The following is a 20948-nucleotide window of genomic DNA, read 5'->3' as shown; positions in this document are numbered from 1 at the left end:
GGCGGGGAGGAACGGGTCCGGACGACTGGGCGGGCGCCGCGGTGCGTCTGCCTCACGGGGCGGGGGTCACGTGCTGCTCGGGGCGATCCAGGTCACGAGCGCGGCGGCGGCCACCGCCAGCACGCCCAGCAGGCCCATCCAGCGGGCCCAGTCCGTCATGCGCCGGACCGTGATCGCGCGGTCCCTCTCGTAACGGAGGATCTGGACCGCGCCGAGGGGACGTGTCCTGCCGGGGCGTTCGTGAACCGCGGAGACCATCATCCACGAAGCGACGAGCAGCAGCAGGAACGCCCCGGCGAGCAGACCGATCACGGCCCACTTCGGACCGGGAGTCAGCTTGCTCAGGTTCTCCTGCCCCTTCAGCACGAAGATCGCCGTGAGCAGACCGGTGAGTGTGGTGAGAAAGTTGCGGTACCCCTCCGCCTGGTGGAGCGCCGCCTTCAGCTGCTGCGGCGGGGTCGCCAAGACCTCGGCCCGCGCGTCGGCATCCCTGAGCTCCTCAGGGGTGAACTCGCTCACCGTGGCAGCCCGTTGGGCGGAAAGGCGATCCAGAACCCGGCGCCGCACCCACGATCGAGGCCGTCCGGCCTGTTCACATGCCACGACGCGCAGGTGCACTTGGTGTACCAGGGGCCGTCGTCGTCATCGGGCCGCTGCCTGCGGCTGAAGGGCCCCTTGGCGGTGGTGTGCTGACCGTACGGCCACACCTTCGTCATCGGGCACCGGCACGCGGGGCACTCGCCCGTCACCTCGTATCGGCCCTCGCCGTCAGGGCGGTACTCCCAGAGGAAGTGGGCCGCGACGTCGGTGACCGGCAGGTCCCGGCCGACGTACGGGACGGTGGAACTCATGCCGGCTGGCCTCCTGAGGTCGGGGGAAGTTCGAGGGTGAAGAGGCGGGCGTAGCGTCGAAGCCGGTCCATGACGCCCGCTTCGTCGAGATCGGTCTCCTCGGCGCAGAGCACGATGTGGTCCGGGTCGACGGTGCCCGAGAGTGCGGGGGTGCGGCCGGTCAACCGGGTCGTGAGGATGATGACATCGCGCCAGTCCGGCACGATACCTGCCTCGTCGCCATCGGGTTCCGGCACGGTGACATCGAGCCCGAGGCACTGGAAGGGCGCGTAGCGCTCGTACGTCGATCCCAAGCTCCATCCGAACCGGCCCGCGACGAGGACGAGTTCGAGGGCACCGAGGGTTCCGGCTCCGAGGAGACTGGAGCCGAACGCGGCCAGGTCGAATTCGTCGGGAACGAAGTCCTTCAAGGCCTCCGCGTCCTGTCCGGCGAAGGGGCCCGGAAGGGCGGGGCCGCCGAGGGGCTGGTACGCCCGGACGTTGGCGACGGCGGCTCCGAGGGTGGGCTGGGCGGAGCCCACGCAGGTGAGCAGTTGTCTGAGGGGGAGCAAGGTCAGGAACCCCTGGCGTTCCCCGAGAGAGTCCTCTTCCTGAAGCAGGCTGACTTCGCGGTAGCTCGGGGTCAGGTCTCGGCACTCCTCAGGGAGGGCTGGAATCTCCAGCGGGAGCGGCGAGGGAGACTCCAGAAGCTGATCGAACAGCTCACCCATCGACGTACTTCGCCGCGTCGCGAGGTCCATGAGCAGAGCCGGATCGGGACCGCCGGCGTCGAGGTCCCACCGGCAGTCCCTGCTGAAGGACCACTCGGGATAGCACAGACTCAACAGGTCGAGGAGCGCAGGAGTGAGCGCCTTGGAGTGAGCGACGAGTTCGTCCTCGAGACCGGCACAGGCCGCCGAGAAGGCTCCGCAGGCCTTCATCATGGCGAGGTCGCCGTCCAGGTCCCCGCCGGACAGGGCGGAGTTCGCGCGCTGAAGGAGCGCGAGCAGCCGCCAGGGACCGATGGGGGACATGAAGGGGTCGTCGCCCATGTACTCGGGGACGAGCCACGATGGCGGGGTCCACTCCACGGCCTCGGGGGGAATCTCTGCGGTGGTCACACCCGTCACCTGAGACAGCTTGTCGATCTGAGCGACGGCAAGGCCCAGGGGAAGCCCGGTGAACGCGGCTCGGTGCACGAGTTCATGGACTTCGAGGTGGCGATCCTGGAGCAACGGCCGTCTGCCGTTGCCCCTGAGGGACAACAGACGTAGCTCCGCCCCGCGCAGCCCCCGATGGGTCAGCAACTCCGTCGACTCGGGAAGGCGGAGAGAGAAACCGAGAGGCTCGAGTGCGGTGAGCAGCTCGACCAGGCTGCCTCGCTCCTTCGGAGAGGGGGCGCGGCAGAGCAGTTCGAGCCCATTCACCTCGGACCCGCGCCAGTTCCAGTCTCCGTGGACGCTTCTGGGGCGGCGGGTTGCGACGAACAGCAGGGTCTCCGTCTCGGAGATCCTCATGTCGAGTGGGACACGCTCCAGGCCTGAGGGATCCGGCACGACCGGATTCACGAGCGCCAGCTCCCGCAGGGCCGGAAGGGCTTCCGCCGGGGCGATCCTCCGCTGGGCGGAGACGGCGAGCAGGGGTGCGTGGGCAGCTGGATGCGTGTGTCGTCCATCGGTTCGCGCACGCTCCGCGTCCTCGTACGCGAAGGAGAGATCGGCCATGACCGAGGTCGGCCGGACGGCGTGCAGGGCCCGGACGTCATCCGTCGCCGGGACGTGGATGCCCGTGATCGCGTATCGGCGCAGAGCACGTACTGCTGAGCCGAGCGACACCTCTGCCAGGGCGGCGGCCCTCGTGGGCTCCGACCACCCGCCATCAGGGAGGCCGTCGAGGAAGAGCAGCGCGTCCATCCCCTCGGGCATCGGATATCCGCTCGGCATGAACACCTGATGCCGGGTCATCAGACCGAGCACCGACCAACGCCACAGCCTGAGAAGTCGGGTTTCGCTTCCCCGCTGGTGACCGAGGCTGATGTCGCTTGCGTCGCGCAGGATCATCTGCTTGTCGAACGGCAGACAGCCGGCTCTGTGGAACGGTATGTGCGTGGATGCCAGGCTGTGCTCTTCGTGGGTGGTCTCCAGCCGACCCGTTGTCCCGTCGGGCAGCATGTCCAGCAGCTCGACCGCCAGCCGCGGCTCCTGCTCGGCCAGATCCCACAGCCACCGCAGCGACACCTTGTCCAGCCGCGGAGCCGCGTCCTGGAGGTGGCCGAAGAGCTCCTCGTCCACAGCCTCCCTGTCGTACGACAGCAGCCCGTTGCGGTCGACGGTCGGCACCGGCTGATGCTTCTCGCGCAGGTTGACGACGAAGCCGTGCACCGGGGGCGCGTTCTTGACCAGGACCCCATCGAGCAGCAACTGCCCCCTGCCCTGGACGATCCAGGCGTCTGGGCCGGCCTTCAGAGCCGGTGCGGGCCAGTCGGTCGGGGCCTGGAGCTCTCCCGGGGTCCACTCCGCCGAGCGGATCTCATTGCCGTCGCGGTCGAGTTCGACCGCCTTCACCTCGTGGTCGCTGACCCACAGCAGTGATCGCAGCGTTTCCACAAGTGATGGCGGTGCCTCGTCGTGCGCACTCAGGTAGAGCCGGACTCGGGTTCCGCCACGGCTTGGCGCGTCATCGGAGGGGCGGATCTGGAGCAGTCCCGAACCGGACTGAACAGTCGCCTGGAGGGGGCGTTCCTCGCGGGCCGGGACGCCGAAGAGGTCGACCGCGCTCGTCGACACCATGACTTCCTCGGCCAGCATGAAGTAGCCGAACACCCCGATGCCGAAACGGCTGTTGAAGGGGACGGGGTTGATTTTCGCACGACGCCAGTTGCGGCGCTCCTGGACGAAGTCGGGGTCCTGCTCGTAGCGCTTCCCCGCCCGGGCGAACATCGTGGTGAGCTTCTTCCCGCTCATGCCCGTCCCGTTGTCCTCGCACTCGATGTACGGGCGGCCCTCGTCGTCGAAGCCCTGCGTGAACCGGATCTCCGGCTGCCAGCCGATGTCCGGCCGGCCCATCCGTCCGCCGTACTCCACCCTGAGTCCCCGGTGACGGCAGGCGTCCAGTGCATTCTGGTAGAGCTCCCGTACGGCGAGCATCCTGTCGCCGTACAGCTGCGTGCCCATGAGGAGCGGACGGATCTCGTCCTCGGCGAGACGGAAGCGCTCCAGGGGTTTGGTGTACTGGCTGTCGAGCGGTTCGAGGAACTCCGTGGTCACCTGCTGTGGGACACCGCGCAGGAGGTCGGGCGGGGTGGTGCGGGCCTCCTTCCAGCGCTGGTGGAGGGCGCGTACGGAGGCGTCGGCCGTTCCCGCCAGCTCCTCCATGGCAGCGTGGAGCGCCGGGTGCGGGCACCGGAAGCTGACGGCGAGGCTGTACTCCGTGCCGGGGGGGGCGTCCGCGTCCCTGCGGACCGGCTCCAGGTCGAAGTCGGCGAGGGCGTGCACGACATGGCCCGGGTCCAGCGGCCGGTGGGCGCCCAGGTGGTCGACGAGGACGCTGGACATACGGCGCGGGTCGGCCGCGAGGAGGGACGCGAGCCAGATCAGATAGGCGAGGTCCCAGCCGCGCCATTTGTTGCCGCGGACCGTGCGGGAGTCGCTCCAGCGCGGGTCTTTGGTGTCATTGATGCGGGGGCTGCTGCCGGGGGCGACTGTCATGTGGGGCAGGACCTGGCGGAGCTGCCGGTCGATGAGGAGGGGAGTCTGGGGCGAGGGCGTGGCGAGCGCGGTGCCTTCGGCACCGGCCGCGACCGCGGCGATGACCATGTCGAGGAGGCGGTCGATCGCCGTGTAGTCGCCCGTGCGGTCCCACAGCCGGTCCCAGTCGGCGATGAAGCGGTGACGCAGCCAGTGATCGGCGGCGGTGGCCGACTCGGACATCCGGCGCCGGCGCAGAGTCTCCGCGGCGAGGCTGACCTGGGAGTGCGCCCGGCACACGTCTCGGGCCGCGTCGCACACCAGGTGGTCGTGGTCAGTGACGGCGCCCCGCCCGCGCCCTTCCTCCAGCCGGTCGAGCCGGTCCGGGCGCAGGGCCGCGAGCTCGCTGAGGGCGACGGCGACGGCGCCCTCGTGCATCAGGGGTGCGGCGAGCAGAGCGGCCGTCTCGGCGGGGGAGAGTCGTTCGTGCCCGGTCAGGGCGGCGTGTTCGACCAGGAGGCCGAGCCGGTCGACGACACGGATCGGGTACTCCGGGTCGTACCACGGGGTGGCGAGAGCGGAATCCGTGCCGAGTCGGCTCTTGGCAACCTCGCTCGCGAGGTCGCCGAGCCGGTTCTTGACCCGCTCGTGCACTGCCGGGTCTCCGGAGGTGTGGGTCCAGAGGGCGGAGCGGGTCAGGGCATCCGACCAGCGGAGGGTTTCCTGCGAGCCCTTGCACAGGACGAACTCCGCAGCCGACTCCCCACGGCCCTTCGGGTACTCCGGCTCGACGGTAGGCGCCGGCTCGGTGAGATGTGCGGTGAGCCGTCCGATGCGACTGGCGACGAAGGCGTGCACCTCGCCGAAGGTCTGCGGCGGGCTGTGCGGCGAGACGGCCTCGGAAAGCGCCAGTCCGAAGTAGCTGCCCTTGTCGGGATCGGCGTAGGCGGGTTGGCCACGGCCGCTGCTACGGAGCCACAAGACGTTCTCGTACCCGGGCCCGGTCCATTCGGTGCGCTCCTGACGATCGGCGGGAGCCGGGGTGTCGGTGCGACAGGTGTCGAGGCAGACGACGACGGTCACCCCCGCGGGCACGCCGTCGAGGAAGTCCTGTGGAGCGGTCTCGACGAGCGTCTTGGCGATGAGTGTGCCGTCTCCGGAGCGGAACTGCGCATCGGACGGGACGACGTACTCGCGGCCACGGATCGAGACCCCGTGGCAGGAGAGGTAGACGAACGCGGTGTCGCCAGGCGAGCAGGCGCGGAAGAACTCCTCCAGGGCGTGCACGATGGCACCCCGGGTGGGGTGGCGACGGTCCGCGTCGTCGTGACCGGGATGGAGGGACTCCACCTCGTACCCGGAGCCGGAGAGGGCGGAGCCCACGAGTTCGACATCGCGGGTGGCACAGGCGAGCGGGGCATAGCGGTCGGCGAGGACAGGATCCCTGGCGAGGAAGTCGGTACGGTCCACGCCGATGAGCAGCGCCCGGCGGCGACCGGGCCGGCCGGCGATCGGCATCCCGATGTCCGTCGTTCCCATGCGCCCCCGCCTCCGCCAATACGCCGTCAACCCATCCATGATTCCAGATGAGTTGACCGAATCCGTCGGCAATCGGGCATGTCCGCGTTACTGGCTGCTCATGCGGTGAGGGTGGGTCGGGTTCGTTGGGCAGGTGAAGGCTCGGTATTCGTCGCGGGACGCGCTGATGCCTGTGGGGCCGTACAGGGACGGGGGTGTCGTGCCGTCCCACGTCCTCGCCGCCTCGTCGTACGGGAGCCAGCTCGGCGCGCCGCCGCCCGAGTCGATGGTCAGCAGGAGGCGCATCTCCGTGGCGCACTCCCCGCAGAACACCCGGACCAGGTCCGTTCGGTGCCAGGAGTCCCAGCCGCCGATCTTCCAGCCGGGTGCGAGGGACAGGTCGTACTGGTAGAGCGGGGCCGCGTCTCCGGCGCGTTCCGTGAAGGCGTCCTCCCAGGCCTGGATCCGCTCGTCCAGTTCCTTCGGCAGGTAGTCACCGAAGGGGTAGTCGACGACCCGTTCCGGGGAGAGTACGCACGGGTTCGGTAGGAAGTGCTTCCGCTCCACGATCGGTGGTTCCGGCTGGTCCCGCAGACGCTCCGTCACCTCCGCCGCCTGTCGCCATACCAGCCGCGTCGACGGGCCGTAGTCGCCGTCGGGAGCGTCGTCGTGGCCCGTGAACGGGCACCACAGGACCTGGAGCAGGTCCGTCCCCGGCGGCGCGAAGGGCGCCAGGTCCGGGATGTCCCGGGCGTAGAACTGGGCGACGGCGAGCAGCGGGAGCGGGGAGCCGTCGTGGCGGTCCGGTTGGTACCCCGCGTCCGACATCTCGGCCAGCTCCGCCAACTCCGCCTCGGTGTACGGCAGACCCTCCGCGTCCGCCGGCCGCGGGCGCGCGTACGCCGCCTCGACCATCCGCTCGTACCGCCGTGCCCGCTCCGGCCGTACCCCGTACACCCGCCCGTGCGCCGTCCCGCACACCGGCCACGCCTCGTCCGCCGGCCACAGCAGCGGGCCGCCCACCGAGCTGTCCGCCGCCGTCGGCGTGCCCCGGCGCGGGTGCAGCAGGGTCGCGGTGCGGGCGTGGGCGGCCAGTTCGGGGAACGGGATCGTGATGTCGAGAGGGCGGTACGGGGTCGTGGGCCGGGCTTCGGGAGTCACCCGGCCACGTTAGCCACCCAGGCCGCCGCCCCGGCCAGCGCCTTTCCCGCTTCGGGCAGGACGCCCCGCGCCCCCAGGAAGCCGTGGAAGACCCCGGTGTGCAGCTGCACCTGGGCCTGGACCCCGGCCGAGGAGAGGCGGCGGGCGTAGGCCAGGCCCTCGTCCCGCAGGACGTCGCAGTCCGCGAGGACCACGAGGGTCGGGGGGAAGCCGGTGAGGTCGGGGGCCAGGCCCGGCGAGGCGGCGACCGGGTCGCCGGCCGGGCCCACGTACTGCTCCCAGTACCAGCGCATGTGGGCCGTCGTGTGGAAGAAGCCCTCGGCGTACGCCTCGGCGGAGGGCGTGTCCAGGCGGTGGTCCAGGGCCGGGTAGAAGAGGAGCTGGCCCGCGACCGGCGGGCCGCCCGCGTCCCGGGCGCGCAGGGCCGCACCCGCCGCGAGGTTGCCGCCGCTGGAGTCGCCCGCCAGGAACAGCGGGCCGCCGTACCGCTCGGCCGCCCACTCCACGACCGCGTACACGTCGTCCTCGGCGGCCGGGAAGCGGTGCTCGGGGGCGCGCCGGTAGTCCACGGAGACCACGGACGCGCCGGTACGGGACGCCAGTTCGCGGCAGAGGCCGTCGTGCGTGTCCAGGTCGCAGAGGACCCAGCCGCCGCCGTGTGCGAAGACGATGACGGGGGCGGGCGAGCCCTGGACGGGTCCCGGGCCGTAGAGGCGTACCCGTACGCCGTTCGCCGTCTCCTCCCGGGGCGGCGGGATCTCCCGTACCCCCGCCCGGGCCGCCGCCCGCAGCTCCTCCGGGGAGCCCGGGCCGGGGAAGCCCGCCGACATCGCCTCGCACAGGGCCCGGGCCGCCGGGGTCAGTGGATCCGTCATCCGGTCGTCAGCCCCCCGTCCACCGTGAACTCCGCGCCCGTCATGTACGAGGAGGCGTCCGAGACCAGGAAGGCGATCAGGCCCCCGACCTCCTCCGCCCGGCCCATCCGGCCGAGCGGAACGTGCGACCAGTCCCTGTCCGCGACCTCCGCCGTCATCGGCGTGTCGACGGCCCCCGGGTGCACCGAGTTGACGCGGATCCCGTACGGCGCGAGGTCAAGGGCCGAGGACCGGGTCAGGCCGCGCAGCCCGAACTTGCTCGATCCGTACGCCGCGTGACCCGGGATGCCGACCAGGCCGGCCGTCGACGACACGTTCACGATCGAGCCGCCGCCCGCCTCGCGCAGCGCCGGCACGACGGCCTGGATGCCGAGGAACGGGCCCAACAGGTTGACCCTGAGGAGGAGTTCGAAGTTCTCGTACGTCTCCGACTCCACCGGAGCCGTACGCCACAGCGCCGCGTTGTTGACCAGCGCGTCCACACGGCCGTACGCGGCCAGGCCGCGCGCGACGACCTCCCGCCAGTCCTCCGCGGAGGTCACGTCGTGGCGGACGAACACCCCCGCGTCGCCCAGCTCCGCCGCGACCGCCCGGCCCTCCTCCTCCCGTACGTCCGTGAGGACAACCCGCGCGCCCTCCGCCACCAGGAGCCGGGCCTCGGCCGCGCCCTGGCCGCGTGCCGCACCGGTGACCAGGACGACTTTGCCTGCCAGGGAGCTCACTTGGCCGCCTCCAGCGCGCGGAAGTGCGGGATGACCTTCTCGCCCCACTGCCGGATGGTCTCCATACAGACCTCCTGGGGGACCGTCCCCATCTGGATCAGGCACATCACCTCGTCGACCCCGATCTCGCGGAGCTGCTCCACGTACGCGATGGCGGTGTCGGCGTCCCCGTAGGCGTGGTCGGTGTTGTACGTGCCGGTGTCGACCGGGCGGGCCGGGATGTTCGCCTCGTGGAGGCGGGCGACCAGCTCCTCGCGGCGCCGCTCGAGGGCGCCCGTGTGGTCCTCGTCCTCCGCGTAGCCGGTCGGGGCGGGGGAGTTGCCGTACCAATGGGCGATCGACTCGGCGAAGAAGCGCTGGCCGCGCGTGCCGAGCCGGAGGGCGCGCTCGGCGTCGTCCAGGACGATCGTCGGGCAGAGCGCCGAGAAGTGGTCGTTCACCTCGGAGGAGACGAGCCGGGAGCCGTCGCGTACGGCGATGGCCTCGTCGTACACCTTCCGCATCGCGCGCACGTCGTCGGCGCCCGCGAAGCCCATCACCAGGGCGCCGATGCCGAGTTCGGCGGCGAGCTTGAGGGTGTCGTGCTTCGAGCAGGCCATGAAGAGCGGCGGGTGCGGGTCCTGCACAGGGCGGGGGAGGATCGCGCCGGGGCCGATGTCGATCGAGCCGTGCCACTCGAACCGCTCCTCGCGCCAGGCGTGCGAGAAGATCCGCAGCGCCTCCTCCATCTGCGGGTACGTGTCCTCGGGGCGCACGCCGTACATCCGCATCTCCTGCCGGGTCGCGCCCCGGCCGGCGCCGATGTCCACCCGGCCGCCGCTGAGGACGTCGAGCATCGCGGCGCGCTCGGCTACCCGCACCGGGTGCTGGTAGCCGAAGGGCATGGTGACGACGCCGTGGCCGATGCGGATGCGTTCGGTGCGGGCGGCGACCCAGGTCAGGAAGATCTCGGACGCGCTCATGTGCGCGTACTGGGTGAGGGAGTGGTGCTCGACCGCCCAGACGCGGTCGAAGCCCATCTTCTCGGCGTGGACGGCCTGTTCGACGCAGTCGTGGATGACCTGGCGCTCCCGCTCGGGGGTCGGGTCGACGAGCTGGGCCTCGAAGATCATGGAGAACTTCACGGTGGACTCCTCTCCTCTTCTATTTCTAATAGGAATACTTCTAGCAGTCATACTTGGGGCGGGGAAGGGGGCCGTAGACTTCGGTCCGTGGCGGACAAGAAGAGGGCAGGTCAGGAAGCAGGTCAGGAAGACGTTCCGGAGATCCCGGGGTTCCCGGCGACCAGCTGGGCGGTGCTCGGGTTGCTCTCCTTCGGGAAGGAGCTGTCCGGCTACGACCTGAAGAAGTGGTCCGACTGGTCGCTGCGCTTCTTCTACTGGAGCCCGTCGTTCAGCCAGATCTACAGCGAGCTGAAGCGTCTTGAGAAGGCCGGTTACGCCACCTCGCGGACGGTCGCCCAGGAGACGGGCAGCCGTGACAAGCGGGTCTACCGGATCACCGACGAGGGGATGGCCGCCGTCCGCACGTGGGCGCGGACCGCGCCCGTGGATCCGCCCGTGCTCAAGCACGGGCCGATGCTCCGGCTCTGGCTCGGGCATCTCCTCGAACCCGAGCAGCAGCGTGAAGTCCTCGCCCGGCACCGGGAGTTCGCCGAGACCATGCGGCTGCGCGCGGAGGCCGACGTGGAGGGGGCGAAGGTGGAGGAGGCGTGGGCGTACCCCACGCTCACCCTCAAGTGGGCCGAGCGGTACTACGCCTCAGAGCGCGATCTGGCGGACGCCATGCTGGCCGACATCGAGGAGTTGGAGAAGGAGCGCGCCCGTGCGGCCGCCGACTCCCCCGAGGGCAAGCGCCCGTAGGTGCGGCGGAAGTAGAGCAGCGGGCCGGTGTCCCGGTGCGCGGTCAGCGCGTCGACCCGGCCCAGCGCGATGGCGTGGTCGCCGCCGTCCAGTACCGCGTCGAGCGTGCACTCGATCGTCGCGAGCGCACCGTCGAGCAGTGGGGCGCCTGCGGCGCCGGGCCGCCAGGCCGTGCCCGCGAACTTGTCGCCGCCGGTCACCGCGAAGCGCCGGCAGAGCTCCTCCTGGTCGGCCGCGAGCACGTTCACCGCGAACCGGCCCGCCGCGCGGATCCGCGGCCAGGTCGTCGAGGTGTGCGCCGGGCAGAAGCAGACCAGGGGCGGGTCGAGCGAGACGGACGAGAAGGACTGCACCGCCATGCCGACGGGCCGTCCGTCGGCGGGGTCGCGGGCGGTGATGACGGCGACGCCCGTGCAGAAGCCCGCCAGCGCGGCCTTCATGTCGGTCGGATCCGGATCCATGGGACCTCCTGAGGAATGTTTCTACTAGGTATATGCCTAACCGAAACACCTGTGATTGGATACCGGCCACGCTCGCACGTCAAGTAGGGAGGGTCAGTGATCAGCCCCCAGCAAGTGCCACAGCAGCCATCGGGTCAACTGCCCAGCACCATCGCCGAGTTGCCCGACTGGGCGGCGGCCGCGCATGCCGATCCGGCCCTTGAGGCGCTCGTCGGAGGCGGGGCCGGCGGAGCCGACGGCGAGGTCCGCTGGGGCTTCGCGCGGCTCCGCGACGAGATCGCCGCCGCCGCGCGCGCCGCCCTCGCCCACGGCGTACGGCACGGCGAACGGGTCGCGATCTGGGCCCCCAACAGCCGCCGTTGGATCACCGCCGCACTTGGCGCGGTCGCGGTCGGCGCCGTCCTCGTACCGGTCAACACCCGCTACAAGCCAGCCGAGGCCGCCGACATCGTGCGCCGCAGCGGCGCCCGGTTCCTCCTCACCGAACACGACTTCCTCGGCACCGACTACGCCGCCGCCCTGCACGGCTCCGGGGAGGACCTCGGCGCCCTGCGCTCCACCCTCACCCTGCACGGACCCGACTGGGACGCCTACCTCGCCGCCGGGGCCACCGTCCCCGACAGTGAGCGGATCGCCCGCGCCGCCGCCGTACGCCCCGACGACTTCTGCGACATCCTCTACACCTCGGGCACCACCGGCCGCTCCAAGGGCGTGATGACCACCCACGGCCAGACCCTGCGCGTGTACGCCGACTGGGCCCGGCTCGTCGGACTGCGCGCAGGCGACCGGTATCTGCTGGTCAACCCCTTCTTCCACGCCTTCGGCTACAAGGCCGGGGTGCTCGCCTGCCTGCTGACCGGCGCGACGATGCTCCCCGAGGCCGTCTACGACGCCGACCGCGTCCTGGAGCGGATCGCCGCCGAGCGCGTCACCTGCCTCATGGGGCCGCCGACCGTCTTCCACGGCCTGATCCACCACCCGCGCCGCGCGGCGCACGACCTCTCCGCGCTCCGGCTCGCCGGGACCGGCGCGGCCACCGTGCCCGCCACGCTCGTCGAGGAGATACGGGACGAACTCGGCGCGCCCGACGTCTTCACCGCGTACGGGCTCACCGAGTCCTGCGGCGTGGTCTCCGTCTGCCCGACGGACGCCGACGCCGAGACCGTCGCCCACACCGTCGGACTGCCGCTGCCCGGCACCGAGATCCGGATCGCCTCCCCGCTCGGCGCGGTGCTCGGCCCCGGGGAGCCGGGCGAGATCCAGGTCCGCGGCCACCACGTCATGCGCGGCTACCTCGACGACCCGGCGGCCACGGCCGAGGCGGTCGTCGACGGCGGCTGGCTGCGCACCGGGGACATCGGCACCCTCGACGAGCGCGGCTACCTCGCGGTGACCGACCGGCTGAAGGACATGTACGTCGTCGGCGGCTTCAACGCGTACCCGGCCGAGATCGAGCACGTCCTGCTGCGCCACGAGGCCGTGCGCGACGCCGCCGTCGTCGGCGCGCCGGACGAGAGGCTCGGCGAGGTCGGGGTCGCGTTCGTCGTGACCGACCGAGCCCTGGACGAGGGCGAGTTGACCGCATGGGCCCGCGAGCGGCTCGCCAACTTCAAGGTCCCGCGCCGTTTCGTCGTCGTACCGGAGCTGCCGCGCAACGCCGGAGGCAAGCTCCTCAAGGGCGAACTGCGGCGCGCGGCGAGAGGAGAGGACGCATGAGGACGACACCTGAGCAGGACGAACTGCGAGCGGCGGTACGGTCCGTGCTCGACCGCCACGAGGGCGCGGCGGCCTGGGCGCCGCTGGCCGGGCAGATCGGCGTGGCGGCCCTCGCCGTACCGGAGGCGTACGGCGGGCTCGGCTGCGGGCTGCCGGAGATCGCCGTGGTGGCGGGGGAGTTGGGGCGGGCGCTCAGCCCGGTCCCGTTCCTCGGTTCCGCCGTCCTGCCCGTGACCGCCCTCCTCGCCGCGGGCGACTGGGACGCCTGCGCCCGCCTCCTCCCCGGCCTAGCCGAGGGCACCCGGTCCTGCGCGCTCGCCTGGGCGGAGGGGGGCGGCTGGGAGGCGGGGGCGGTCACGACGGTGGCGGAGGAGGGCGGCTGGGGGTCGGGGGCGGTCACGACGGTGGTGGACGTCGGCGGCCGGGAGGTGGGGGCGCTCACGGCGACGGGTGACGAGGGCGCGTACCTCACCGGCCGCAAGGAGTACGTCCTGGCCGCACCCGAGCGCCCGGACCTGTGCCTGGTCTTCGCCGTCGACTCCCGCACGGGCCGCCTGGGCCTCTACGAACTGCTCGACGAGAACTGGGAGTTCGCTCCCGCCTCCACCCTCGACCGGACCCGCCCCCTCGCCCGGATCCGGCTCGACCGGGCGCCCGCCCGGCTCCTCTCCGCCGACGGGGAGGCCGTCCTCGCCCGGGTGCGCGACGTGGCAGCGACCGTCCTCGCCGCCGAGCAGGTCGGGGGCGCCCAGCGGGCCCTGGAGGACACGGTCCGACACGTCGGCGAGCGCGTCCAGTTCGGCCGGCCCATCGGCTCCTTCCAGGCCGTCAAGCACCGCCTGGCCGACCTGTACACCACCGTCGAGTCCGCCCGCTCCCTTGCCCTGGCCGCCGCCCACGCGGACGCCGAACCCCTCGCCGCGGCGGCCGCGCGGGCGGTGTGCTCGGAGACGTACGAGACGGTCGCGGGCGAGATGATCCAGCTCCACGGCGGCATCGGCGTGACCTGGGAACACCCGGCGCACGACCACCTCAAACGCGCCCACCAGTGCGCCCGCCTCTTCGGACCGGCCGCCGCGTACCGGGGGCGTATCGCCGCCGCGCTCGGCCTCGTCCCCGCACCCTGATCACGTACGCTCGGCACTCCGGGGGGAAAGGGGTCCCCTCTTCGTAAGGGGGAGGGGAGCCGCCCGTGGGACTGAGTCTGCGCAAGGTCGAGGAGACCGCACCGGCGCTGGTGAGCCTGTACAAGTCGGCGGGGGTCTCGCTGCGCAAGCACGGGATGGACGGGCAGCGGGTGGCCGTCTACCTGGTGCTCGACTACTCGGGTTCCATGAAGCCGTACTACAAGGACGGCAGCGTCCAGGCCCTCGCCGACCGGGTGTTGGGGCTCTCGGCCAACCTGGACGACGACGGGCGGGTGCCCGTGGTCTTCTTCTCCACCGACATCGACGCCGAGACGGACATCGAACTCGCGGGCCACCAGGGGCGGATCGACCGGATCGTCGCCGGGCTCGGCCACATGGGCAAGACCAGCTACCACCTGGCGATGGACGCGGTCATCGACCACTACCTTGACAGCGGCGCGACCGCCCCCGCGCTCGTCGTCTTCCAGACGGACGGCGGACCGATCAACAAGCTCGCGGCCGAAAGGTACTTGTGCAAGGCGGCCGAGCTGCCGATCTTCTGGCAGTTCGTCGGCTTCGGCGATCCGGGCAGCCGGCAGTTCGAATTCCTGCGGAAACTGGACGAGTTGGCGGTCCCGCAGAAGCGATGCGTCGACAACGCCGGGTTCTTTCACGCCGGGATGGACCCGCGTACGGTCCCGGACGCCGAGTTGTACGACCGGATCGTCGCCGAGTTCCCGGCGTGGCTGTCCGCGGCTCGGGCGCGGTCCATCGTGGGGTCGTGACGGCGGTCGAAAACTGCTGGCCGGGCGCGGGCGGGCGGGTGATAGTGGGCCCATGGCATCTCTTGTGCGACATGTGACGATCGACTGCGCCGACGCGTACACCCTGGCGACCTTCTGGGCCGCCGCCCTGGACTCCAAGCTCGCGGACGACGACAATCCCGGTGACCCGGAGGCGCTGGTCGAGACGGCCGGGGGCGCCCTGCTCTTCATCCAGGTGCCGGACGCGAAGTCGGTCAAGAACCGCGTCCACCTCGACCTCCAGCCGCAGGACCGCAGCCGTGACGAGGAGGTCGAGCGGCTGCTCGCCCTCGGCGCCACGATCTTCGAGGACCACCGGAAGCCGGACGGCACGGGGTGGGCGACGATGGCGGACCCCGAGGGCAACGAGTTCTGCGTCGAGCGGAGCCGGGCCGAGCGGGATGCCACGGCGGCCTCGGTGGTCTCGGCAGCCTCGGAGTAATCCAGACAGAGGATGTCCGGTATCCGGTGTTCACTGGAGTCATGGGACACACCAGCACCGGATCCGGAACCTCCTGGGCGGCCTTCGCCGCCGCCGAGCCCGAACTCGCCTCGACCGTACGGGAGCGCTTCGGGCAGTTCACCCACCACGTGCTCGGCACCCTGCGGAAGGACGGCTCGCCCCGGCTCAGCGGGATCGAGGCGGACTTCCGCTGGGACGAGCTGTGGCTCGGCATGATGCCGAACTCCCGCAAGGCCCTGGACCTGCGGCGCGACCCCCGTTTCTCGCTGCTCGCCAACCCGGGCTCGGGTACGGACATGGGCGGCGGGGACGTCCGGATCTCCGGCCGGGCCGTGGAGATCTCCGAGCCGGCGGAGCTGGACCGGTACGCGGAGGCGGTCGGGATGCCGATGCCCTTCCATGTCTTCCGGGTCGAGCCGATGGAGATCGTCCGCACCTACGTCGAGGGCGACGACATGGTCATCCGCTCCTGGAGGCCGGGACGGGCGGTGCGGACGATCCGGCGCGGTACGGACGACAGCCCGCCGCGTGAGACGTCATGACCTGTCGTCGCTGTCATCGCCGTAGCCGTCGTACGTGTCCATGACCCTTGCCCGGCACCAGGACGGGGTGCCCCAGGCGTCCCGGAGCGGACGGGCCTTGCGCAGCCAGAGGGAGAGGTCGAGCTCCTCGGTGTAGCCGACGGCGCCATGGATCTGCAGGGCCGTACGGGCGGCGGTGTACGCGGCCTCGCCCGCGGCGACCTTGGCGGCGGCGAGATCGGTGCTCCGGAACGTGACCGCTGCTCCGAAGAGGAGGGGGCGGGCGAACTCCAGGGCGATCAGGGTGTCGGCGAGGCGGTGCTTGACCGCCTGGAAGGAGCCGATCTCGGTGCCGAACTGCCGGCGCTGCTTGGCGTACGCGACCGTCCGGTCGAGGAGCGTGAGCCCTACGCCGAGGGCTTGCGCGGCGGTCGCGAGCATGGCCCAGTCGCGTGCGTGCGCGGCGGCGGCGGTGACGGCGGGCCCGGACGCCAGCAGCTCCCCGCCGGGGGTGGGGCGGGCGAGGCGGCGGGCGGGGTCCGGTGAGTTGCGGACCGGCTCGTGGCCGGGGGCCAGACGGAGTTCGTCCCCCTGGACGACGAGGATCACGTCGGCGACGTCCGCGTCGAGGGCGAGCACCCCCGTTGTGGGCAGTCGTTCCGCTGGGGCGGAACGGGTGGGCACAACGGAACGGCGCCCTTGCCGGGCCCAGGCTCCCGTGCCCCCGGTCACCACGGGTGCGGCGCCGTCGTGGGTTGTGCCCACCCGTTCCGCCGTGCGGAACGCCTGCCCACAACCTGCTGGGGGATCAGGGGTGGGAACCGGCCCCCTGGGCACAGCCCCCGCGGGAACCGGCCCCATGGGCATCGTCAGGGTCGCCACCGTCTCGCCCGACGCAAGCCCCGGCAGCAGCCGTTTCGCCGGGGCCGCCTCGCCCAAGCGCGCCAGCTCCGTCAGGAGCGCCGCCACTGCCACCGTCTCCACCACCGGGCCCGGGACCCCGTGCCGGCCCAACTCCACGAAGGCCGTGGTCAGTTCGATCGGGAGGGGGCCCACGCCCTCGTGTTGTTCCGGGATCGCCAGGGCGAAGACGCCCGCGTCCGCGAGGCGGGACCACAGGGTGCGGCCGGGAGTCGGGTCGCCCGTCGCCCAGGACCGTATCGCCGTCGGCGTGTCCGCCGCCGTCAGCATCGCGGCCAGGGAGCGCGCGAAGTCGCGCTGCTCCTCCGTCTGAAGAAATCGCATCAGCGCCGCCCCTTCGGCAGGCCGAGCAGCCGCTCGGCGATGATGTCGCGCTGGATCTCGTTCGTGCCCGCGTAGATCGGGCCCGCGAGCGAGAAGACGTACCCCTCGCCCCACTCCCCGTCCGCCGGCTCCGTCTCGTCGCCCAGCAGATCGAGCGCCGTCTCGTGCAGCGCGATGTCGTACTCCGACCAGAAGACCTTGTTCAGGCTCGACTCCGCCCCGATGCTCGCCCCCGCCGCGAACCGCGACGCGCCGCCCGCCGTGAAGAGCTGGTACGCCCGCGCGCCGATCACCGCGTCCGCGACCCGGTCCCGTAGCGACGGGTCCGCGCCCGTCTCCCGCCACAGCGCCACCAGCCGGTCCGCCGCCGCCAGGAAGCGGCCCGGGGAGCGGAGCATCAGGCCGCGTTCGTTGCCGGTCGTGGACATCGCGATCCGCCAGCCCTGGCCGGGCTCACCGATCACGTCCTCGTCCGGTACGAAGACCCCGTCGAGGAAGAGCTCCGCGAACGCGGGCTTCCCGTCGAGCCGGCCGATCGGCCGGACCGTCACCCCCGGCGCCCGCAGGTCGAACATCAGGTACGTCAGCCCCCGGTGCGGCCGGGCCGGGTCCGTCTCCGGGTCGGTGCGGAAGATCCCGAAGGCCCGGTCGGCGAAGGCGGCCCGCGAGGACCAGGTCTTCTGGCCGGTCAGCAGCCAGCCGCCCTCCGTCCGTACCGCCCGCGACGAGAGCGACGCCAGGTCCGAGCCCGATTCCGGCTCCGACCAGGCCTGCGCCCAGACGACCTCCCCGGTCGCCATCGAGGGCAGTACGCGGGCCCGCTGTTCCTCCGTCGCGTGGTCGAAGAGGGTCGGGGCGAGCAGGTTGATGCCGTTCTGCGAGACCCGGCCGGGCGCCCCCGCCGCGTAGTACTCCTCCTCGAAGACCAGCCACCGGAAGATGTCGGCGCCCCGGCCCCCGTACCGCTCCGGCCAGGACACCACCGACCAGCGGTCGGCGGCGAGTTCGGCCTCCCAGGCGCGGTGCGCGGCGAAGCCCTCCCGGGTCTCCAGGGACGGCAGCGGCTCCGCCGGGACGTGGGCCCGCAGCCACTCCCTCGCCTCCGCGCGGAACTCCCGTTCCTCCCCGCTGTACGACAGGTCCATCAGACCCCCGCCTCCTTCATCGCCGCCACGTCCATCCCGCCCAGCGGGTCCGCCGCGGTCTCCGCGTTGTGGGCGTGGGCGAGATGGTGGAGCCCGAAGACCGAGTCCATCCCTGCGTGCAGGCCCTGGAGGTCCTCGGCCTGGTTCACCGCCCGCTTGGTCAGGGCCAGCCCGAGCCGGGGCATCTCGGCGATCCGGCCCGCCAACTCATCGGTTGCCGAGGACAGTTCCCTCCGTTCCACCAACCGATTCACCATGCCGATCTCGTACGCCCTGCGCGCCGTCATCCGGTCGCCCGTGAACAGGAACTCCTTCGCGATCCGGGGCGGCATCACCCACGGGTGGGCGAAGTACTCGACGCCCGGGATGCCCATCCGTACCACCGGGTCGGCGAAGAACGCGTCCTCGCTCGCCACGATCAGGTCGCAGACCCACGCCAGCATCAACCCGCCCGCCACACAGGCCCCTTGGACGGAGGCCACCACCGGCTTGGGGAGTTCGCGCCAGCGCCTGCACATGCCGAGATAGACCTCTGACTCGCGGGCGAAGCGGGACTCGGCGCCGCGCTTGTCGGAGTGGTCCCACCACAGTCTGGCGCGGCGGTCGAAGGGGAGATGGGCGTCGCGCTCGGGAGTGCCGATGTCGTGGCCCGCCGAGAAGTGCTCGCCCGCTCCGGCGAGCACGACAACCTTGACCTCGGAGTCCTCGGCCGCCCGGTAGAAGGCCTCGTCCAGGGCGTAGGTCATCGCGGAGTTCTGGGCGTTGCGGTAGCGGGGGCGGTTCATCGTCACGTACGCGACGGGGCCGCGACGCTCGTACAGCACGGGCATCTGCATCCTTCGACGCTCCTTCCCTAACAAGTGTTTGGTAGGTTAACGTACGGCCATGAGCAGCGCCATGAGCAGCGTCGAGGAGTTCCGCACCGAGGTACGGGACTGGCTACGGGCCCACCTCAGTGGCGAGTTCGCCGCCCTCAAGGGCCTCGGCGGACCGGGCCGCGAGCACGAGGCCTTCGCCGAACGCCTCGCCTGGGAACGGCACTTGGCCGCCCACGGCTGGACCTGCGTCGGCTGGCCGAAGGAGCACGGCGGGCGCGGCGCGAGCATCGAGGAGCAGATCGCCTTCCACGAGGAGTACGCCCTCGCCGACGCCCCCGCCCGCGTCAACCACATCGGCGAACAGCTCCTCGGACCCACCCTCATCGACCACGGCACCGAGGAGCAGAAGGCCCGCTTCCTGCCCCCGATCCGCGCCGTCGAGGAGCTCTGGTGCCAGGGCTACAGCGAACCCGACGCCGGCTCCGACCTCGCCGCCGTCCGCACCCGCGCCGCCCTCGACGGCGACCAGTGGGTGGTGAACGGCCAGAAGATCTGGACCTCGCTCGCCCACGAGTCCCAGTGGTGCTTCGTCGTCGCCCGCACCGAGCAGGGCTCGCGGCGGCACGCCGGGCTCTCGTACCTGCTCGTCCCCATGGACCAGCCGGGCGTCGAGGTCCGCCCGATCGTCCAGCTCACCGGCACCAGCGAGTTCAACGAGGTCTTCTTCGACGGCGCCAGGACCGACGCCGCGCACGTCGTCGGCGCGCCCGGCGACGGCTGGCGGATCGCCATGGCCACCCTCGGCTACGAACGCGGCGTCTCCACCCTCGGCCAGCAGGTCGGCTTCCGGCGCGAATGGGAGGGCCTCGTCGCGCTCGCCCGGCGCAACGGCAGCCTCGCCGACCCGCTGATCCGCGACCGGCTCGTCCGCGCCTGGACCGGGCTCCAGGCCATGCGCGCGAACGCGCTGCGCTCCACCGACCCCTCCATGGCCAAGCTCTACTGGTCGCACTGGCACCGCGACCTCGGCGAACTCGCCATGGACATCTGCGGCGCCGCCGCCACGGTCGTCGCCGCCGAACCGTACGAACTCGACGAGTGGCAGCGGCTGTTCCTCTTCTCCCGCGCCGACACCATCTACGCCGGATCCAGCGAGATCCAGCGCAACCTCATCGCCGAGCGGGTGCTCGGCCTCCCGAAGGAGCCGCGCCCATGACGCCACCCCCCTACGTCCCGGGGCACGGCCTGCTCGCCGGCCGTACCGCCGTCATCACCGCCGCCGCCGGAGCCGGCATCGGCGGCGCCACCGCCCGCCGCTTCCTGGAGGAGGGCGCCAGGGTCCTCATCAGCGACGCCCACGCCCGCCGCCTCAAGGAGAGCGAGGCCGCCCTCGCCGCCGAGTTCGGCGCCGACCGGGTCGACGCCCTGGCCTGCGACGTCACCGAGGAGAGCCAGGTCCAGGCCCTCTTCGCCACCGCCGTACGGCTCCACGGCCGCCTCGACGCCGTCGTCAACAACGCGGGCCTCGGCGGCACCGCCGCGCTCGTCGACATGACCGACGACCAGTGGGGGCGCGTCCTCGACGTCACCCTCAACGGCACCTTCCGCTGCGTCCGAGCCGCCCTGCGCCACTTCCGGGGCGCGGACCACGGCGGCGTGATCGTCAACAACGCCTCCGTCGTCGGCTGGCGCGCCCAGGCCGGGCAGGCCCACTACGCCGCCGCGAAGGCCGGCGTCATGGCCCTCACCCGCTGCGCCGCGATCGAGTCGGCGGCGTACGACGTCCGCGTCAACGCCGTCTCCCCGTCCCTCGCCATGCACCCGCACCTGGTCAAGGTCACCTCCGCCGAGCTGCTCGCCGAGCTGACCGAGCGCGAGGCCTTCGGGCGGTACGCCGAACCCTGGGAGATCGCCAACGTCATCGTCTTCCTCACCAGCGGCTACTCCTCGTACATGACCGGCGAGAACGTCTCCGTCAGCAGCCAGCACGCGTAG

19 protein-coding genes are annotated in these 20948 nt (G+C 71.8%); 8 read left to right on the top strand and 11 right to left on the bottom strand.

Annotated elements, in window-relative coordinates; translation table 11 throughout:
* Positions 1–66 precede the first annotated feature (66 nt).
* From ACFWRO_RS17230 to ACFWRO_RS17200, 7 genes are all read right to left on the bottom strand, one after another.
* Positions 67–519 carry a hypothetical protein gene (locus ACFWRO_RS17230; protein ID WP_384510732.1) on the bottom strand — a complete coding sequence of 151 codons (453 nt, stop codon included), beginning with the start codon at positions 517–519 and terminating at the stop codon, positions 67–69.
* On the bottom strand, positions 516–851 hold the full coding sequence (locus ACFWRO_RS17225; protein ID WP_384510729.1) for a hypothetical protein: 336 nt from the start codon (positions 849–851) through the stop codon (positions 516–518). The genes ACFWRO_RS17230 and ACFWRO_RS17225 overlap by 4 nt, the downstream gene beginning before the upstream one ends.
* Complete coding sequence (locus tag ACFWRO_RS17220; RefSeq protein WP_384510726.1) at positions 848–6055, bottom strand: caspase family protein; 5208 nt, start codon at positions 6053–6055, stop codon at positions 848–850. Before ACFWRO_RS17220 ends, ACFWRO_RS17225 begins: the two co-directional genes overlap by 4 nt.
* An 87-nt stretch (positions 6056–6142) precedes the next feature.
* Complete coding sequence (locus ACFWRO_RS17215; protein ID WP_384510723.1) at positions 6143–7195, bottom strand: hypothetical protein; 1053 nt, start codon at positions 7193–7195, stop codon at positions 6143–6145.
* The gene (locus ACFWRO_RS17210) at positions 7192–8070 is read right to left on the bottom strand and encodes an alpha/beta hydrolase (RefSeq protein ID WP_384510720.1); all 879 of its coding nucleotides are present in this window, start codon (positions 8068–8070) and stop codon (positions 7192–7194) included. Before ACFWRO_RS17210 ends, ACFWRO_RS17215 begins: the two co-directional genes overlap by 4 nt.
* Complete coding sequence (locus ACFWRO_RS17205; protein WP_384510717.1) at positions 8067–8792, bottom strand: glucose 1-dehydrogenase; 726 nt, start codon at positions 8790–8792, stop codon at positions 8067–8069. The genes ACFWRO_RS17210 and ACFWRO_RS17205 overlap by 4 nt, the downstream gene beginning before the upstream one ends.
* Entirely contained in the window at positions 8789–9916 is a 1128-nt protein-coding gene (locus ACFWRO_RS17200; RefSeq protein WP_384510715.1) for an LLM class flavin-dependent oxidoreductase, read from the bottom strand. The genes ACFWRO_RS17205 and ACFWRO_RS17200 overlap by 4 nt, the downstream gene beginning before the upstream one ends.
* Before the next feature lie 87 nt (positions 9917–10003).
* Here ACFWRO_RS17200 and ACFWRO_RS17195 point away from each other — a divergent pair, with 87 nt between their 5' ends.
* Positions 10004–10654 (top strand): helix-turn-helix transcriptional regulator, encoded by a 651-nt coding sequence (locus tag ACFWRO_RS17195; protein WP_384510712.1) that lies wholly within the window; start codon positions 10004–10006, stop codon positions 10652–10654.
* Here the strand turns inward: ACFWRO_RS17195 and ACFWRO_RS17190 are convergent.
* On the bottom strand, positions 10546–11115 hold the full coding sequence (locus ACFWRO_RS17190) for a flavin reductase family protein (RefSeq protein WP_384510710.1): 570 nt from the start codon (positions 11113–11115) through the stop codon (positions 10546–10548). The genes ACFWRO_RS17195 and ACFWRO_RS17190 overlap by 109 nt on opposite strands.
* A 114-nt stretch (positions 11116–11229) precedes the next feature.
* Here ACFWRO_RS17190 and ACFWRO_RS17185 point away from each other — a divergent pair, with 114 nt between their 5' ends.
* The 5 genes from ACFWRO_RS17185 (at position 11230) to ACFWRO_RS17165 (ending at position 15766) form a co-directional block, all read left to right on the top strand.
* Positions 11230–12831, top strand: coding sequence for a FadD3 family acyl-CoA ligase (locus ACFWRO_RS17185; protein WP_384510707.1), 1602 nt, complete (start codon positions 11230–11232; stop codon positions 12829–12831).
* Positions 12828–13958: an acyl-CoA dehydrogenase family protein gene (locus tag ACFWRO_RS17180; protein ID WP_384510704.1), complete on the top strand. Its 1131-nt coding sequence runs from the start codon at positions 12828–12830 to the stop codon at positions 13956–13958. The genes ACFWRO_RS17185 and ACFWRO_RS17180 overlap by 4 nt, the downstream gene beginning before the upstream one ends.
* A 65-nt stretch (positions 13959–14023) precedes the next feature.
* Positions 14024–14743, top strand: a complete 720-nt coding sequence (locus ACFWRO_RS17175; RefSeq protein WP_384510702.1) for a VWA domain-containing protein — start codon at positions 14024–14026, stop codon at positions 14741–14743.
* Between the two features lie 52 nt (positions 14744–14795).
* Positions 14796–15203, top strand: a complete 408-nt coding sequence (locus ACFWRO_RS17170; protein WP_384510699.1) for a VOC family protein — start codon at positions 14796–14798, stop codon at positions 15201–15203.
* 41 nt (positions 15204–15244) lie between these two features.
* Entirely contained in the window at positions 15245–15766 is a 522-nt protein-coding gene (locus ACFWRO_RS17165) for a pyridoxamine 5'-phosphate oxidase family protein (RefSeq protein WP_384510697.1), read from the top strand.
* On the opposite strand, the gene ACFWRO_RS17160 is transcribed toward ACFWRO_RS17165, so the two are convergent.
* The 3 genes from ACFWRO_RS17160 to ACFWRO_RS17150 are packed head-to-tail and all read right to left on the bottom strand — an operon-like array spanning position 15761 to position 18971.
* A complete protein-coding gene (locus ACFWRO_RS17160) occupies positions 15761–16990 on the bottom strand; it encodes an acyl-CoA dehydrogenase family protein (RefSeq protein WP_384510695.1) in 1230 nt (409 codons plus the stop codon). The two genes, ACFWRO_RS17165 and ACFWRO_RS17160, sit on opposite strands and share 6 nt — an antisense overlap.
* Positions 16990–18135, bottom strand: coding sequence for an acyl-CoA dehydrogenase family protein (locus tag ACFWRO_RS17155; protein ID WP_384510693.1), 1146 nt, complete (start codon positions 18133–18135; stop codon positions 16990–16992). The genes ACFWRO_RS17160 and ACFWRO_RS17155 overlap by 1 nt, the downstream gene beginning before the upstream one ends.
* Positions 18135–18971 carry an enoyl-CoA hydratase gene (locus ACFWRO_RS17150; RefSeq protein WP_384510691.1) on the bottom strand — a complete coding sequence of 279 codons (837 nt, stop codon included), beginning with the start codon at positions 18969–18971 and terminating at the stop codon, positions 18135–18137. Before ACFWRO_RS17150 ends, ACFWRO_RS17155 begins: the two co-directional genes overlap by 1 nt.
* Before the next feature lie 61 nt (positions 18972–19032).
* Here ACFWRO_RS17150 and ACFWRO_RS17145 point away from each other — a divergent pair, with 61 nt between their 5' ends.
* Positions 19033–20169 carry an acyl-CoA dehydrogenase family protein gene (locus tag ACFWRO_RS17145; protein WP_384510910.1) on the top strand — a complete coding sequence of 379 codons (1137 nt, stop codon included), beginning with the start codon at positions 19033–19035 and terminating at the stop codon, positions 20167–20169.
* Positions 20166–20948: an SDR family oxidoreductase gene (locus ACFWRO_RS17140; RefSeq protein WP_384510689.1), complete on the top strand. Its 783-nt coding sequence runs from the start codon at positions 20166–20168 to the stop codon at positions 20946–20948. The genes ACFWRO_RS17145 and ACFWRO_RS17140 overlap by 4 nt, the downstream gene beginning before the upstream one ends.

This window comes from Streptomyces sp. NPDC058579 (genome assembly GCF_042718575.1).
In the GTDB taxonomy this organism is placed as follows: Bacteria; Actinomycetota; Actinomycetes; order Streptomycetales; family Streptomycetaceae; genus Streptomyces.
The sequence above is the reverse complement of the archived record's forward strand: the minus strand, read 5'-3'. Positions and strand labels throughout refer to the sequence as shown.

Bases quoted from the DNA above. Each gene is read 5' to 3' on its own strand.
- ACFWRO_RS17210 (WP_384510720.1), bottom strand. From the start codon at position 8,070: ATGACGGATCCACTGACCCCGGCGGCCCGGGCCCTGTGCGAGGCGATG.
- ACFWRO_RS17225 (WP_384510729.1), bottom strand. From the start codon at position 851: ATGAGTTCCACCGTCCCGTACGTCGGCCGGGACCTGCCGGTCACCGAC.
- ACFWRO_RS17190 (WP_384510710.1), bottom strand. From the start codon at position 11,115: ATGGATCCGGATCCGACCGACATGAAGGCCGCGCTGGCGGGCTTCTGC.
- ACFWRO_RS17180 (WP_384510704.1), top strand. From the start codon at position 12,828: ATGAGGACGACACCTGAGCAGGACGAACTGCGAGCGGCGGTACGGTCC.
- ACFWRO_RS17220 (WP_384510726.1), bottom strand. From the start codon at position 6,055: ATGGGAACGACGGACATCGGGATGCCGATCGCCGGCCGGCCCGGTCGC.
- ACFWRO_RS17165 (WP_384510697.1), top strand. From the start codon at position 15,245: ATGGGACACACCAGCACCGGATCCGGAACCTCCTGGGCGGCCTTCGCC.
- ACFWRO_RS17155 (WP_384510693.1), bottom strand. From the start codon at position 18,135: ATGGACCTGTCGTACAGCGGGGAGGAACGGGAGTTCCGCGCGGAGGCG.
- ACFWRO_RS17170 (WP_384510699.1), top strand. From the start codon at position 14,796: ATGGCATCTCTTGTGCGACATGTGACGATCGACTGCGCCGACGCGTAC.
- ACFWRO_RS17140 (WP_384510689.1), top strand. From the start codon at position 20,166: ATGACGCCACCCCCCTACGTCCCGGGGCACGGCCTGCTCGCCGGCCGT.
- ACFWRO_RS17150 (WP_384510691.1), bottom strand. From the start codon at position 18,971: ATGCAGATGCCCGTGCTGTACGAGCGTCGCGGCCCCGTCGCGTACGTG.
- ACFWRO_RS17160 (WP_384510695.1), bottom strand. From the start codon at position 16,990: ATGCGATTTCTTCAGACGGAGGAGCAGCGCGACTTCGCGCGCTCCCTG.
- ACFWRO_RS17145 (WP_384510910.1), top strand. From the start codon at position 19,033: ATGAGCAGCGTCGAGGAGTTCCGCACCGAGGTACGGGACTGGCTACGG.